Source organism: Thauera sp. WH-2, assembly GCF_048321015.1.
Taxonomy (GTDB): Bacteria; Pseudomonadota; Gammaproteobacteria; order Burkholderiales; family Rhodocyclaceae; genus Thauera.
Genome location: NZ_JBLWFG010000001.1, coordinates 696,194 through 710,915, shown reverse-complemented (window position 1 = coordinate 710,915; position 14,722 = coordinate 696,194). Strand labels below are relative to the sequence as shown.

The following is a 14,722-nucleotide window of genomic DNA, read 5'->3' as shown; positions in this document are numbered from 1 at the left end:
AAGTTTTTTCCGGGATCTTCTGCCCGGCTGTTGCACCGCACCGCAAGTCTTATAAAAGACATATAATCTCGTCCGATCCGGCTGGGCGACCCCCGGTCGGAGCTCCGATCACCGCCACGAAATAGTGAGGAAGTCGCCGTGCTTGAAGCCTACCGTGCCCATGTCGCCGAACGTGCCGCCCTCGGCATCCCGCCGCTGCCGCTGTCCAAGCAGCAGGCCACCGAACTCGTCGAACTGCTGAAGAATCCCCCCGCCGGCGAGGAAGACTTCCTCGTCGAACTGCTCACCTACCGCGTCCCCGCCGGCGTGGACGACGCCGCCAGGGTCAAGGCCGAGTTCCTGGCCAAGGTCGCCAAGGGCGAAGAAGCCTGTGCGCTGGTGTCGCGCGCCAAGGCCACCGAGCTGCTCGGTACCATGCTGGGCGGCTTCAACATCAAGCCGATGATCGACCTGCTCGGCGACGCCGAAGTGGGCACCATCGCTGCTGAGGGCCTCAAGAAGACCCTGCTGATGTTCGACTACTTCCACGACGTCAAGGAACTGGCCGAGAAGGGCAACGCCAACGCCAAGGCCGTCATGCAGTCCTGGGCCGACGCCGAGTGGTTCACCAGCCGCCCGGAAGTCCCGGCTTCGCAGAAGCTGACCGTGTTCAAGGTCACCGGCGAGACCAACACCGACGACCTGTCGCCCGCGCCGGACGCCTGGTCGCGCCCCGACATCCCGCTGCACGCGCTGGCCATGCTCAAGAACCCGCGCCCGGGCATCGAGCCGGAAGAAGCCGGCGTGCGCGGCCCGGTCAAGTTCCTCGAAGATCTGCGCGCCAAGGGCAACCTGGTCGCCTACGTCGGTGACGTGGTCGGTACCGGTTCCTCCCGCAAGTCCGCCACCAACTCGGTGTTGTGGTTCACCGGCGAGGACATCCCCTTCGTCCCGAACAAGCGCTTCGGCGGCGTGTGCCTGGGCTCCAAGATCGCCCCGATCTTCTTCAACACGATGGAAGACGCCGGCGCACTGCCGATCGAGATCGACGCCGGCAACATGGAAATGGGCGACGAGATCGAGCTCAAGGTCGACGACAAGTCGGGCAAGGTCACCGCGCTCAAGAACGGCGCCGTGATCGCCGAGTCGCAGTTGAAGACTCTGGTGATCCTCGACGAAGTGCGCGCTGGTGGCCGTATTCCGCTGATCATCGGTCGCGGCCTCACCACCAAGGCGCGTGAAGCGCTGGGCCTGCCGCCCTCGACCCTGTTCCGCCTGCCGCAGGCCCCCGCCGACACCGGCAAGGGCTTCTCGCTGGCGCAGAAGATGGTTGGCCGCGCCTGCGGCATGCCGCTCATTGACGGAAATCAGCAGGGCATCCGCCCGGGCACCTACTGCGAACCCAAGATGACCACCGTCGGCAGCCAGGACACCACCGGCCCGATGACCCGCGACGAGCTCAAGGACCTTGCCTGCCTCGGCTTCTCCGCCGACCTGGTGATGCAGTCCTTCTGCCACACCGCCGCCTACCCGAAGCTGGTCGACGTCAAGATGCACCGCGAGCTGCCGAGCTTCATCAGCACCCGCGGCGGCGTGTCGCTGCGTCCGGGCGACGGCGTGATCCACTCCTGGCTCAACCGCCTGCTGCTGCCCGACACCGTCGGCACCGGCGGCGACAGCCACACCCGCTTCCCGATCGGCATCTCCTTCCCGGCCGGCTCCGGCCTGGTGGCCTTTGCCGCCGCGACCGGCGTGATGCCGCTCGACATGCCGGAATCGGTGCTGGTGCGCTTCAAGGGCACGATGCAGCCGGGCGTCACCCTGCGTGACCTGGTCAACGCCATCCCGCTGTACGCCATCCGCCAGGGCCTGCTGACGGTCGAGAAGAAGGGCAAGAAGAACATCTTCTCCGGCCGCATCCTCGAGATCGAAGGCCTGCCGGATCTGAAGGTCGAACAGGCCTTCGAACTGACCGACGCTTCGGCCGAGCGCTCCGCCGCCGGCTGCACGGTCCACCTCAACAAGGCGCCGATCGTCGAGTACATGAACTCGAACATCACGCTGATGAAGTGGATGATCGCCAACGGCTACGAAGACAAGCGCACCCTGGGCCGCCGCATCAAGGCCATGGAAGAGTGGATCGCCAATGGCGAACTGCTGAAGGGTGATGCCGACGCCGAATACGCCGCCGTGATCGAGATCGACCTCGCCGACATCAAGGAGCCGATCGTGGCCTGCCCGAACGATCCGGACGACGTCAAGCTGCTGTCCGAAGTCGCCGGCGACAAGATCGACGAAGTCTTCATCGGCTCGTGCATGACCAACATCGGTCACTTCCGCGCTGCCGGCAAGGTGCTGGACGGCAAGTCCGACATCCCGACCCGCCTGTGGATCGCCCCGCCCACCAAGATGGACGCGATGATCCTCAACGAGGAAGGCTACTACGGCGTGCTCGGCAAGTCCGGCGCCCGCATGGAGATGCCGGGTTGCTCGCTGTGCATGGGCAACCAGGCGCAGATCCGCAAGGGCAGCACCGCGATGTCGACCTCGACGCGCAACTTCCCGAACCGCCTCGGCATCGACACCCGCGTCTATCTGGGCTCGGCCGAACTGGCCGCGGTGTGCGCGCTGATGGGCAAGATCCCGAGCGTGCAGGAGTACATGGCGCAGGTTGAGGTGGTGAACAAGAAGGCTGCCGACATCTACCGCTACATGAACTTCGATCAGATCGAGGAATTCCGCTCGGTTGCGGATACGGTGGAGGTTTGAGTCGGTAGGTAGCCGGAAGGCTGGGACGGCCGGGAGGTCGTCTCGCCCGAGAACCCCTCGTCAGCGATGGCGGGGGGTTTTGCTTTATGTGGGCGTGAATGCGGACGAAGTTCCATATCTATAATGGGGGTACTTGTTTCACGAGGCGACTCCATCATGATGCACACGACTATCCCCGGTGCAGCCCGCAAAGCGACCAACGTGACGCTCGATGAAGCCTTGCTTGTAGAGGCGAAGGCCCTGCGCATCAACATCTCGCAGGCGGCCGAGGCCGGTTTGGCGCGTGCCGTGGCGGAGCGTCGTGCAGCGCAATGGCTCGAAGAGAACCGAGGCGCGCTCGACAGCTCGAACGCATACGTTGAGCAGCACGGCCTGCCGCTCGCGCAGTTTCGGAACTTCTGATGGCGCGCTTCGACGTCTACCGAAACAGCGTGGGCGAGGGCTTTCTGCTCGAGGTTCAAGCCGACCTGTTGAGCCACCTGAATACCCGGGTCGTCGTTCCGCTGCTGCCGAGCGGTGGTGAGCTCCAGCCGGCCAGAGGCCTCAATCCCGTCTTTGAGATCGAGGGCAGCCGTTTCGTGATGGCTACCCAGTTTCTGGCGACGGTACCGAGCAGCCTGCTCAAGGCGCCGGTGGCGAGACTGGGCGCTTTCAGGGCCGAAATCACGACAGCGCTGGATATGCTGTTTCAGGGGTTCTGAAGTCTTAGGGGCCAATCGTCATGGCGGAGGACCAGCGGGAATCGTATGACACTGCCTGACGGTCTCTACGACCAGCTCCTCACCGAGGCCCTTCGCGACGCCGTCACCCGGACGACCGACGAGCGTGCCCACAGCCTCCAGCCCCTCACCGCCGAAGACGCTCCCGAGCGCCTCGCGGACGCGCTCGCCGCCCAACTCGCCCGCATCCTCGACGATCTGCACGGCGATGGCGCCGAGAAGCTCCGGCAGCAGCTCGACCTCGTCAACTTCCTACTGGTGAGCCTGAAGCAGCGCCTCGGCAAGCGCGCGGACGATGCCGAGACGCTGTCCATGCCGCCTCAGATTCTGCAGGCCATTCACCAGCGCTCGCCCAAGCCGGCCATTCCGGAAACCGGCCTGGCCTTCCCCTGGCTTTTTACCGCGGGCAAGGGCTCGCCTTCGCTACTGACCGAGCTGTGCCGTGAGCTGGCGGTCTGTGATCAGGTGGACATCCTGGTGAGCTTCATCACCCATTCCGGCGTGCGCAAGCTACTCGACATCCTGCAGTCGATCACTGCGGTCGGGCCCGATGGCCAGCCGCGCACGCGCCTGCGCGTGCTCACCACCACCTACACCGGCGCCACCGAGATCCGCGCGCTGGACGAACTGGCGCGGCTGCCGGGCTGCGAGATCCGTGTGTCGCTGGATGGCCGCCGCACCCGGCTGCATGCCAAGGCCTGGCTGTTCCGCCGCCGCACCGGCTTCGGCTCTGCCTACGTGGGCAGCGCCAACCTGTCGGGCGCGGCCTTGATGGGCGGGCTGGAATGGACGGTCAAGTTCACCGAGCGCGGCCAGCGCGATCTGTTCGAGCGCGCCAGCGCGCACTTCGAGACGCTTTGGGAAGACAGCGAGTTTCAGGGCTACGACCCCGCCGACCCTGCGCATCGCAAGGCGCTCGGTGAGGCGCTCAGGCGCGAGTCCGGCGACGAGCTGATCGCCCGCCCGACCTATTTCGATCTCGAGCCCAAGGCCTACCAGCAGGAGATGCTCGACCAGTTGCAGATCGAGCGCGATCACGGTCGCTGGCGCAACTTGATCGTCGCCGCGACCGGTACCGGCAAGACGGTGGTTGCGGCCTTCGACTACAAGCGACTCTGCCAGCAGACCGGTGGGCGGCCGCGTCTGCTGTTCGTGGCGCACCGCGAGGAGATCCTGAAGCAGGCGCTGCGCACGTATCGCGAGGTGCTGCGCGACCACGCCTTTGGCGAGATGCTGGTCGGTGGCGCGCAGCCCGAGGGCTTCGAGCATCTGTTCGCCACCATCGACAGCGTGTCCGTGCGCGAGCTGGTGTCGCGCTGCGGTGCCGATCACTGGCACACCGTGGTGATCGACGAGTGCCATCGCCTGGCGGCGGATCGCTTCGATGCATTCGTGAGCGCCGTGCGCCCGCGCGTGCTGCTTGGCCTGACCGCGACGCCGGAGCGCAGCGACGGCAAGCCGATCCTGGGCTACTTCGACAACCGGCCGGATGGTTCGCCGGCGGTCGAGCTTCGACTGTGGCACGCGCTCGACCAGCAGTTGCTGTGCCCCTTCGAGTATTACGCCTGCGACGACGAGACGGACTTTTCCGCCGTGCCGTGGCAGCAGGCGGGGGAGGTGGCGGCGATCGACAGGCTGGTCACCGGCAACGACGTCCGCGCCCGGCTGGTGCTCGACGAGTGGCGGCGCCTGGCGGGCGACCCGGCGCGCGGGCGCGCGCTGCTGTTCTGCGTCTCTGTGGCGCACGCGCAGGACATGACCGCGCGGCTGAACAAGGCTGGAATCAAGGCGCTGTGCGTGGTGGGCGACACGCCCACGGACGAGCGCCGGCGTGCGCCCGAACTGCTGGCGCGGGGCGAGGTTGCCGCGCTGGTGACCTGCGACCTGTTCAACGAGGGCGTCGACCTGCCGCTTGTCGACACGTTGCTCCTGCTGCGTCCGACGCAGAGCCCGGTGCTGTTCCAGCAGCAGATCGGCCGCGGCCTGCGTCTGGCCAAGGGCAAGGAGAGCTGCCTGATCCTCGATTTCGTCGGCCGGCATCGCGAGGAATTCCGCTTCGATCGGCTGCTGTCGACGCTCACCGGGCTGTCGCGCGCGCAGCTGATCGAGGCGGTGGACAAGGGCTTCGGCCTGCTGCCGCCCGGTTGCCACATCCACTTGCAGCGCCAGACCCGCGAGCAGGTGCTACGTAGCCTGCGCAAGCTGGTGCAGCAGAACTGGCGGCGGTTGAGGACGGAGCTGCAGGCCTACGCCGCACTGCGCGGACGCACCGACATCCGGCTCGCGAGCTTCCTCGCCGAGCAGGCGATCGAGCTCGACGACCTCTATCGCAGCAGCGGGCGCTCGGGCTGGACCAACCTCAAGCGCGACGCGGGCTTGCTGAGCACGCCGCCGGGCAGCGAGGACGACTACTTCGGGCGCCGTTTCGGCGATCTGCTGCACATTGACGACCCTGCGCGGACCGATCTGCTGTGCTCGCTGCGCGAGCCGGACGCGGCATACCGGGCGCGGGACGAGCGCGATCGGCGCTTGCTGCAGATGCTCGCTTATCAGATCGATGCGCAGCAGCATCAGAAGGGGAGCGGCGAGGATTTCCTGCAGCGTCTGCAGCATCACCCCGAGCATGCGGCGGAGCTTGCCGAGTTGGGCGGCGTCTTGCAGGCACGCAGCAGCTTGCGGGCGCAGGCGGTGCCGGGGCTGGAGGACGTGCCGCTCAACCTGCACGCGGCGTACGGCGTTCGCGAGATCCTGACCGCGCTGGGCTGGCTGAGTCCGAGCCGGCGCACGCCCTTCCAGGCCGGCGTTCTCGCGCTGCACGAGCGCAAGGTCGAGCTGCTGTTCGTGACCCTGGACAAGCGCGAGGGTTATCACGAGCGCATCGCCTATCGGGATTACGCGATCAGCCCGGAGTTTTCCACTGGCAGTCGCAGAACTCGGCGGGGCCGCAGACGCCCGCGGGGCGGCGGTATCTGGAGAGCCCGGGTAACGGCTGGCGCTTTCAGCTCTTCGTGCGTGCAGCAAAGGGAACGCCGTATCGCGCTTGTGGCCCGGTGACGCTGGAGCGGGCTGAAGGCGAGAAGCCGATGAGCATCCATTGGCGGCTGAGCGTACCCTTGCCGGGGCGACTGTTCCGGGAATTCAGCATCCTGCGCGGCGAGTGAGTGCCGTGCCCCACGCGTCTCAGGGCGTGCGGTGACGATGCTGATCCGCGATAATCCCGTTATGACCCCAAGCAACCCCTCTACCCGCATCGAAGCCCAGCACCGCGCCGACGACATCCATGCCTTCCGTGCAGAGCTGGCGCGTCTCGAAGGTGAAGGGGTGTTGCAGCTTGCGAGCACGCAACGCCAGGCGGTGGACGAGCATCACGATGTGCTGTTGCAGCAATTTGCGGCCAGCTTCGATATCGACCGCGATCAGCAGGCGCGGCAGCTTTCGCTCGGCATGCGCGTGGCGTCCTTTCTGGGCGCGCTGGCGCTGGCGGCGAGTGTGTTCTTCCTTTTCTACCAGTTCTGGGGATTTTTCCCCGAAACGGCGCAGGTGGCCATTCTGGTCGGTGCAGGCCTCGCCAGCCTGGGGCTCACTGCGTGGATACAGGGGCGCGATGCTTCGGGCTACTTCACCAAGCTTGCGGCCATGGTGGCCTTCGCCTGCTTCGTGCTCAATCTCTACATGCTCGGGCAGATCTTCAACGTCATGCCGACGGACAAGGTGCTGCTGGCCTGGGCGGGCTTCGCCTTCCTGCTCGCCTATCGTTACGACCTGCGTCTGCTGCTGGCGGCGGGCGTCTGCTGCGTGATCGCCTGGGTGTCGGCGCGGGTGGGGGCGTTTGGTGGCATGTACTGGCTTTCGGCCGGGGAGTGGCCGGAGAATTATTTTCCGGTTGCCGCGCTGCTGCTGGCCGTGCCGATGGTCATTCCGCACCAGCGCTTCGCCGCCTTCGAGGTCATCTATCGGGTGTTCGGCCTGCTGTGTGTGCTGGTGCCGATGCTGATCCTGGGGCATTGGGGACGGGGCAGCCATCTGGAGATCGATCCCGACCTCATCGAGGGCGCTTACCAGGTGGGGGGCTTCGTCGTCAGCGCGCTGGCGATCTGGATCGGTACGCGTCGCGGGTGGAGCGACATGGTCAACACCGGTATCGTCTTCTTCGTGCTCTTTCTGTACACGAAGTTCTTCGACTGGTGGTGGGCGATCATGCCGAAATGGCTGTTCTTTCTCGTCGTCGCGCTGTCGGCGATCCTGGTCCTGCTGGTGCTCCGGCGCCTGCGCGGGCGGGTGGTGCCGGCATGAGCCCGCGCGCACTTACCTTCGCCCTGGGAGCGGCGATCATCCTCGCCGCCAATGCCGTGGCGCTTGGCGGCGTGGCCTGGAACCGCAGTGGCGAGCCCGAGAGCCGGGTGGCGCTTTCGCAGCGGGAACTGGCGAGGCCCCCTGAATGGCGCGCAAGCCGGGAGGACAGCAGTCTCGCGCTGTCGCTGAAATGGCGCGTGCCGCGTGCCGGGCTGGAGCCGTACGAAGAGGCCTACTGGCATTTCGGCGGCAGCCCGGCATGGCTGGACGAACGGCGCCTCGCTGAACTGGGTTTCGATGTCGAGCGGGCGAAGGTGGCGGGGGCACACAGCCAGAGGGCGCTGCGCAAGTCCGAGCGCGAGGTGCGGGTCGTACTCGAACTGGCGGGGGCTGCGTGGCGCCAGGCGCTGGATCAGGCCCGTAGCCACCTCGCCGAGCAGCAGGCGCTGCTTGCGGCGAGCCCCGATGCCGAGCAACGGATCCGCGCAGAGAAGCTGGCGCGGGAGCGGCTCGCGCGTGAGGAGCACGAAAACAGCCGTTTGTTCGCGGTCGATGTCGGCACGGATCTGGCCGCCCTGCGGGCGCAGTATCCCGACCGCAGCCGCTACCTCATCCTCGCGGCCCGGCTTCGGCTCCAGCGCACCACCGTTGCAAATGCGCCGGCGGTCAGCGGCTACCTGAACACCCTGGCCGGGCACCGTATCAACGTGCCGCATGCCTTGCGCGGCATGTTCGAGGTGGGGGCGGTCCGGGCGGGAGAGGCCGCCGACGGCGTCGAGGCACACGCACCGTTCGCCGCCGTGGTGGCCGTGGGGCGGCGCCTTGAGCCCTGGATCGAGGAGGTCTCGTTGCCTGCGGCTTCATCCTCTCCGGGAGGACTATAATGATTCCGTACCCACACGGGAGCCGACCATGAACACGATCTTGCCCGCTGCGTCCGCCCTTGCAGGCGGTAGCTTCCAGCCAAACGATGCGGCCCGGCAGAACAGTGCTGAAGCGCCGCGCGTGCAGCGCCAGGAGCCGATGTCCGAGGCTGCGTTGAAGAAGGATCTCAACGTGCAGATCCTGCAGTCGTCGATGGAGGTTTCGATCCGTTCCGGCGACGAATCGCTGGCCCTGCTGTTGCGTTCGGCGATCGAGGGGATCAACGAGGCGCTGACGCCAACGCTGGGGCCCGACGCGATCCAGAATGCGATGGGGCAGGACAACTCGCCCGAGGCGACCGCCGATCGCATCGTCTCGATGTCGACCGCGTTCTTCGAGGCCTACGCCGGACAGCGTCCGAACGACGATCCGGAAACCGTGCTGCGTGATTTCATCGACGTCATCCGCGGTGGCTTCGAGCAGGGCTTCGGCGAGGCGCGCGACATCCTCGACGGGCTCGGGGTGTTCAACGGTCAGGTCGAAGCCGACGTGATGAAGACTCGCGAACTGGTGCTGCAGGGCTACGACCGCTTCGTGCTCGACCGCCTGCCGACGTCCGACCAGCAGGCCTGAGGCCCGCCCCGCGCGAGTCTTGCTAGAATCGCGGCCCTCGTCTGAATCGAAGGCCGCGCATGCATGCCCCATCCATCGACGTGGCGATCCTCACCGAGGACCGCTACGTCACCCCCGACCGGAACGACTGGTACCAGGCGCAGATCGCGCGCGAGGAGGATCTCGTGGCGGACGCCCTTGCAGCGCTTGGGCTGCGTGTTGGGCGCCGCTCCTGGGCGGATCCGGACATGGACTGGTCACAGTGCCGTTGCGCGCTGTTCCGCTCGACCTGGGATTACTTCGACCGCTATGCCGAATTCTCGTCCTGGCTCGATCGGGTGGCGGGGCAGACGCGCCTGTTCAACGCTGCGGAGCTGATCCGCTGGAACGTGGACAAGCGCTATCTGGGGGACCTGCAGGATAAGGGCGTCTCGATCGTGCCCACGCGCTTCGTGGCGCGTGGCGAGGTGGTGTCGCTCGCGGACATCATGGACGCGCAGGGCTGGGACGAGGTCGTCTTCAAGCCGGTGGTGTCAGGTGCGGCGCGCCTGACGCATCGTGTCGGCCGCGCCACGCTTTCCGCGCACGAGGCCGTGTTTGCGCGCTGCGTGGCCGACGAGAACATGATGGTGCAGGCCTTCGAGCCCGCCATCCTGAGCACTGGCGAAGTGTCGGTGATCGTGATCGGCGGGCGCACCACGCACGCGATCCGCAAGACACCGCGCGCGGGCGACTTCCGCGTGCAGGACGACCATGGCGGCACGGTGCATGCACATGCGCCGGCGGAGGACGAGCGCTGGTTCGCGGAGGCTGCAGTTGCGGCCTGCCCAGTGGCGCCTGCGTACGCCCGCGTGGATTTCGTGCGCAGCGCCGACGGTGTGCTGCGCCTGATGGAACTGGAACTGGTCGAGCCCGAGCTGTTCTTCCGCTTTCACCCCCCCGCGGCAGCCGAGCTGGCGCACGTGCTTGCTGAAAAGCTGCGCTGAATCAACGGCTTTGATGCGATGCAGCATGCGCTTTGCAGCGCAAATTCGGCCGCGTCGCGCCCGGCAGCGGTTAAAATGCCGCCATTCACAAAATTGAAAGGGTTCCACATGATCCGTCGCATACTCATGCTTGCCGCGCTGGCCTTGGCCGCCCAGGGCGCGATCGCCAAGGACTGGAGCACCATCCGCTTCGCCACCGAGGGCGCCTATCCCCCGTTCAATACGGTGGACACCAGCGGCAACGTGCAGGGTTTCGATGTGGACATCGCCAACGCGCTCTGTGAGCAGATGCAGGCCAGGTGCACCTGGGTCAAGCAGGAGTGGGACGGCATGATCCCTGCGCTGATGAGCCGCAAGTTCGATGCGATCTCTGCCTCCATGTCGATCACCGAAGAGCGCAAGAAGCGCGTCGACTTCACCGAGCGCTATTACGCCACGCCGCTCGCACTGGTCGCGAAGAACGGCAGCCCGCTCGTGCCCGAGATCGCTGCGCTCAAGGGCAAGCGCATCGGCGTGCAGCGCGGCACCGTTGCCGACAACCATGCGACCCGTTTCTGGGAGCGCGAAGGCGTGAGCATCGTGCGTTATGCGCGCCAGGAAGAAGCCTATCTCGATCTCGCCGCCGGCCGTCTCGACGCTGCCTGGGCCGATGCGCTGGTGGCGGATGGGGGCTTCCTCAAGACCGATGCGGGTGCCGGTTACGCCTTCGTCGGTGGCCTGTACTACGGCAAGAACGCCGACGAAAAGGCGGTGATCGGCGAGGGCGTGGGCATCGCCGTGCGCAAGCAGGACGGCGAACTCAAGCAGAAGCTGAATGAAGCGCTCGCCGCCATCCGCGCCAGCGGCAAGTACGACGAGATCCGCGCGAAGTACTTCGACTACGACATTTACGGCGAGTAAGCGGCCGGCGGCCGCCTGTGCCGCCACCGGTTTCCCCCCAGCAACGGCGGCCTGCGGGCCGCCTTCACATTGCCGTTCGCAGCGCAGGGCACGTTGCCCCCGCGCTGCGGGCCACTCCGATGCTCTACGGCTATCTTCCATCCCTTTTCGACGGTGCCTGGGTGACGCTGCGTGTGGCGGTGTTCTCGCTGCTGCTCGCGCTCGCGCTCGGCCTCGCGGGCGCTTCGTCGCGCCTGTCACCGCACCCCTTGCTGCGCCTGCCGGCTGCAGCCTACACGACGATCGTGCGCGGCATCCCGGACCTGGTGATGATGCTGCTGATCTTCTACGGCGGCCAGGTCGGCATCAACTACGTCACCGATGCGCTGGGCCTGGGTTATATGGACGTGAACCCCTTCGTCGCTGGCATCCTCACACTGGGCTTCATCTTCGGCGCGTATTTCACCGAAACCTTCCGCGGTGCGTTCATGGCGGTGCCGGCGGGCCAGCTGGAAGCCGGGCGTGCCTACGGCATGAGCCGCTGGCAGGTGTTCCGGCGCATCCTGTTTCCGCAGATGCTGCGCCACGCGCTGCCGGGCCTGGGCAACAACTGGCAGGTGATGCAGAAGAGCACCGCGCTGGTGTCCATCATCGGCCTGTCCGACATCACCTGGCTGGCGGACCAGGCCGGGCGCAGCACGCATGAGCCCTTCCTGTTCTACATGGTGGTGTGCGTGTTCTACCTCGCCATGACGGCCGTGTCCGGGCTGTTGTTCCGCTGGCTGGAGCAGCGCTATTCGGTGGGTGTGCGGAGGGCCGCGGCATGATCGAGTGGAGCCTGTTCAGCGAGAGCTGGCCCGCGTACATGGCCGGCCTGTGGGTGACGATGAAGCTCACCGTGGTGGCGCTCGTCGCCGGCCTGTTACTGGCGATCCCGCTTGCGGTGGCGCGCGTGTCGCCCTCGCGCTGGGTGTCGGGGCCGGTATGGGCGTACAGCTATTTCTTCCGCGGCACCCCCATGCTGGTGCAGTTGCTGCTGATGTACTACGGCCTTGGCCAGTTCGAATACGTGCGTGAGCAGTGGGACGTTGGGAATGCCTTCTGGCTTGTGTTCCGTGACCCCTACGGTTGTGCACTGGTGACCTTCGCGCTCAACACCGGCGCCTACACCACCGAGATCATCGCCGGGGCACTGCGTTCGGTGCCGCATGGCGAAGTGGAGGCGGCGCGCGCCTGCGGCATGACGCGCTTCACCATGCTGCGCCGTATCCTGCTGCCGGGGGCGCTGCGACGCGCCATGCCGGCCTACAGCAATGAGGTCATCTTCATGCTGCACGGCACGGCGATCGCCTCCACGGTCACGCTCATCGATCTCACCGGCGCGGCGCGCAATGCCTATTCGCAGTATTTCGCGCCATTTGAAGCCTTCGTGTTCGCGGGCCTGATCTACCTGTGCATCACCTTCGCGCTCGTTGGCCTGTTCCGTCTTGCCGAGCGTCGTTGGCTGGCCCACCTGCAGCCCCGCAAGCCCGCCGCCAAACCGGCCTGAGCCCGCATCCAGGAATCTTTCATGACCCAGCTTATCGTCGAAGACCTGCACAAGCGCTATGGCGACCACGAGGTGCTCAAGGGCGTCTCGCTGTCGGCGGAGGCCGGCGACGTCATTTCCATCATCGGCTCGTCCGGCTCGGGCAAGAGTACCTTCCTGCGCTGCATCAACTTTCTCGAGCAGCCCGACGCCGGGCGCATCACCGTGTCGGGCGAGGAGATCCGCCTCGTGCGCGGCAAGGACGGTCACCTCAAGGTGGCCGATGCCAAACAGCTGCAGCGCCTGCGCACGCGGCTGGCGATGGTGTTCCAGCACTTCAACCTGTGGGCGCACATGACCGTGCTCGAGAACGTGATCGAGGCGCCCATCCACGTGCTCGGCCTGTCGCGCAAGGAAGCGCTCGAGCGCGCGATGGCCTACCTCGACAAGGTCGGCATCAGCCGCTTCAAGGACAGCTACCCGGCGCACATGTCCGGCGGCCAGCAGCAGCGCGTGGCGATCGCACGTGCGCTGGCGATGGAGCCCGCGGTGCTGCTGTTCGACGAGCCCACCTCGGCGCTCGACCCCGAACTGGTGGGCGAGGTGCTCAAGGTGATGCGGGGCCTGGCCGAGGAAGGGCGCACCATGGTGGTGGTGACGCACGAGATGGGTTTCGCGCGCGAAGTGTCGAACAAGGTGATGTTCCTGCACCAGGGGCTGGCCGAAGAAAGCGGCGTGCCGGCCGCGGTGTTCGCCAACCCGAAGAGCGAGCGCCTGCGCCAGTTCCTGTCGGGCAACCTCAAGTAAGCGCGATCACTCTGGCCCCGGGCGGGGCGCCTTCCGCTGCGGACCTCGCCGCTGGGTTCCGTGCGCGGGCACGCATGCCTGGCCCTCACTGCCGGGCCCCATGTCCGTCGTTCAGCGTGGGGTGTCGGCGGGCGGTGGCAGGCGGCGCAGCAGCAGCGCAGCGATCAGGGTGGCAAGCAGGCAGGCGCCCAGCAGCGCAGCCAGCCCCGGCCAGTGCCACGCCGCCCAGGCCGTCCCCGCCACGGTGCCGATGACCGAGGCACCGAAATAATAGCTCGTCAGATACAGCGCCGAAGCCAGTGCGCGGCGCTCGCCCGCGCGGCGTCCCACCCAGCCGCTCGCCAGCGCATGCGCGGCGAAGAAGCCGAAGGTGAACACCCCCACCCCCGCGATGATCACCCACAGCGGCGCGGCGAGGGTGAGCGCCAGGCCGGCGCCCATCACCGTCACCATCATCCACAGGACCTTGCGTCGCCCCTGACGCTCAGCCAGCCGGCCGCTCAGTGCCGAGGCCCAGGTGCCCACCAGATAGAGCAGGAAGATCGCGCCGATCGCGGTCTGGCCCAGCGCGTAGGGCGCGGCCTGCAGCCGGAAGCCGAGGAAGTTGTACAGCCCGACGAAGGCGCCCATGGCGAGGAAGGCGACCAGGAACAGCAACGGCAGGCCGGGGTCTCGGTAGATGGCCACGGTGTCGCGGAAGATGCGTGCCGGCGTGGCCGCGCGTGGCGTGAAATGGCGCGATGCCGGCAGGCGCCGCCAGAACACGATTGCCGACACCAGCCCCAGCACGCCGATCACCCCCAGCGCCCAGCGCCACGAGCTCCAGTCGGTGAGCAGCGCCGACACGAAGCGCCCGCTCATGCCGCCGAGCGCATTGCCGGCGATGTAGAGCCCCATCGCGCGCGCCTGCGCGCTCACCGCGACCTCTTCGCCGATATAGGCCATGGCCGCAGCCGGCAGCCCGGCCAGCACTGCGCCGAGCAGCGCGCGCAGCACGAGCAGGGCGGTGAAATCGGGCACCACCGCGGTCGCCAGCGCCAGCACCGCGGCAATGGCAAGCGAGATCTTCATCACCTGCTGGCGCCCGATGCGGTCGGCGAGCACGCTGCCCGGGATCAGCATCAGTGCCAGGCCCGCGGCGGTGGCCGAAACGGTCAGACTCGCGCTCGCCGCGCTCACGCCGAAATCGTTTGCCAGCAGCGGCAGCAGTGGCTGCGTACTGTAGACCATGGCGAAGGTGGCGAAGCCGCCCAGGAACATCGCCAGGTTGGCGCGCGTGTACTCGG

General features: G+C 66.9%; 13 protein-coding genes. 12 read left to right on the top strand and 1 reads right to left on the bottom strand.

Going from position 1 to position 14,722, the window contains the following annotated elements:
• Positions 1–138 precede the first annotated feature (138 nt).
• The 12 genes from acnB to ACNKW1_RS03355 all read left to right on the top strand — a co-directional run bounded on the left by acnB (position 139) and on the right by ACNKW1_RS03355 (position 13,436).
• Positions 139–2,748 carry a bifunctional aconitate hydratase 2/2-methylisocitrate dehydratase gene (gene acnB, locus ACNKW1_RS03410; protein ID WP_418363179.1) on the top strand — a complete coding sequence of 870 codons (2,610 nt, stop codon included), beginning with the start codon at positions 139–141 and terminating at the stop codon, positions 2,746–2,748.
• Between the two features lie 156 nt (positions 2,749–2,904).
• Positions 2,905–3,150 carry a type II toxin-antitoxin system CcdA family antitoxin gene (locus ACNKW1_RS03405; RefSeq protein WP_418363178.1) on the top strand — a complete coding sequence of 82 codons (246 nt, stop codon included), beginning with the start codon at positions 2,905–2,907 and terminating at the stop codon, positions 3,148–3,150.
• Positions 3,150–3,449, top strand: coding sequence for a CcdB family protein (locus ACNKW1_RS03400; RefSeq protein WP_418363177.1), 300 nt, complete (start codon positions 3,150–3,152; stop codon positions 3,447–3,449). Before ACNKW1_RS03405 ends, ACNKW1_RS03400 begins: the two co-directional genes overlap by 1 nt.
• 45 nt (positions 3,450–3,494) lie before the next feature.
• Positions 3,495–6,521 (top strand): DEAD/DEAH box helicase family protein, encoded by a 3,027-nt coding sequence (locus ACNKW1_RS03395; RefSeq protein WP_418363176.1) that lies wholly within the window; start codon positions 3,495–3,497, stop codon positions 6,519–6,521.
• A 168-nt stretch (positions 6,522–6,689) separates the two neighbouring features.
• Positions 6,690–7,760, top strand: a complete 1,071-nt coding sequence (locus ACNKW1_RS03390; protein WP_418363175.1) for a DUF2157 domain-containing protein — start codon at positions 6,690–6,692, stop codon at positions 7,758–7,760.
• Positions 7,757–8,644, top strand: a complete 888-nt coding sequence (locus ACNKW1_RS03385; protein WP_418363174.1) for a DUF4824 family protein — start codon at positions 7,757–7,759, stop codon at positions 8,642–8,644. Before ACNKW1_RS03390 ends, ACNKW1_RS03385 begins: the two co-directional genes overlap by 4 nt.
• 28 nt (positions 8,645–8,672) lie before the next feature.
• Positions 8,673–9,257: a DUF5610 domain-containing protein gene (locus ACNKW1_RS03380; RefSeq protein WP_418363173.1), complete on the top strand. Its 585-nt coding sequence runs from the start codon at positions 8,673–8,675 to the stop codon at positions 9,255–9,257.
• Positions 9,258–9,316: 59 nt separating this feature from the next.
• Positions 9,317–10,222, top strand: coding sequence for an ATP-grasp domain-containing protein (locus ACNKW1_RS03375; protein ID WP_418363172.1), 906 nt, complete (start codon positions 9,317–9,319; stop codon positions 10,220–10,222).
• A gap of 108 nt (positions 10,223–10,330) precedes the next feature.
• A complete protein-coding gene (locus ACNKW1_RS03370) occupies positions 10,331–11,122 on the top strand; it encodes an ABC transporter substrate-binding protein (protein ID WP_418363171.1) in 792 nt (263 codons plus the stop codon).
• A 119-nt stretch (positions 11,123–11,241) separates the two neighbouring features.
• Complete coding sequence (locus ACNKW1_RS03365) at positions 11,242–11,928, top strand: ABC transporter permease (RefSeq protein ID WP_418363170.1); 687 nt, start codon at positions 11,242–11,244, stop codon at positions 11,926–11,928.
• Entirely contained in the window at positions 11,925–12,650 is a 726-nt protein-coding gene (locus tag ACNKW1_RS03360) for an ABC transporter permease (protein WP_418363169.1), read from the top strand. The genes ACNKW1_RS03365 and ACNKW1_RS03360 overlap by 4 nt, the downstream gene beginning before the upstream one ends.
• Before the next feature lie 21 nt (positions 12,651–12,671).
• Positions 12,672–13,436, top strand: coding sequence for an ABC transporter ATP-binding protein (locus tag ACNKW1_RS03355; RefSeq protein WP_418363168.1), 765 nt, complete (start codon positions 12,672–12,674; stop codon positions 13,434–13,436).
• A gap of 111 nt (positions 13,437–13,547) precedes the next feature.
• On the opposite strand, the gene ACNKW1_RS03350 is transcribed toward ACNKW1_RS03355, so the two are convergent.
• Positions 13,548–14,696 (bottom strand): MFS transporter, encoded by a 1,149-nt coding sequence (locus ACNKW1_RS03350; RefSeq protein WP_418363356.1) that lies wholly within the window; start codon positions 14,694–14,696, stop codon positions 13,548–13,550.
• Positions 14,697–14,722 lie beyond the last annotated feature (26 nt).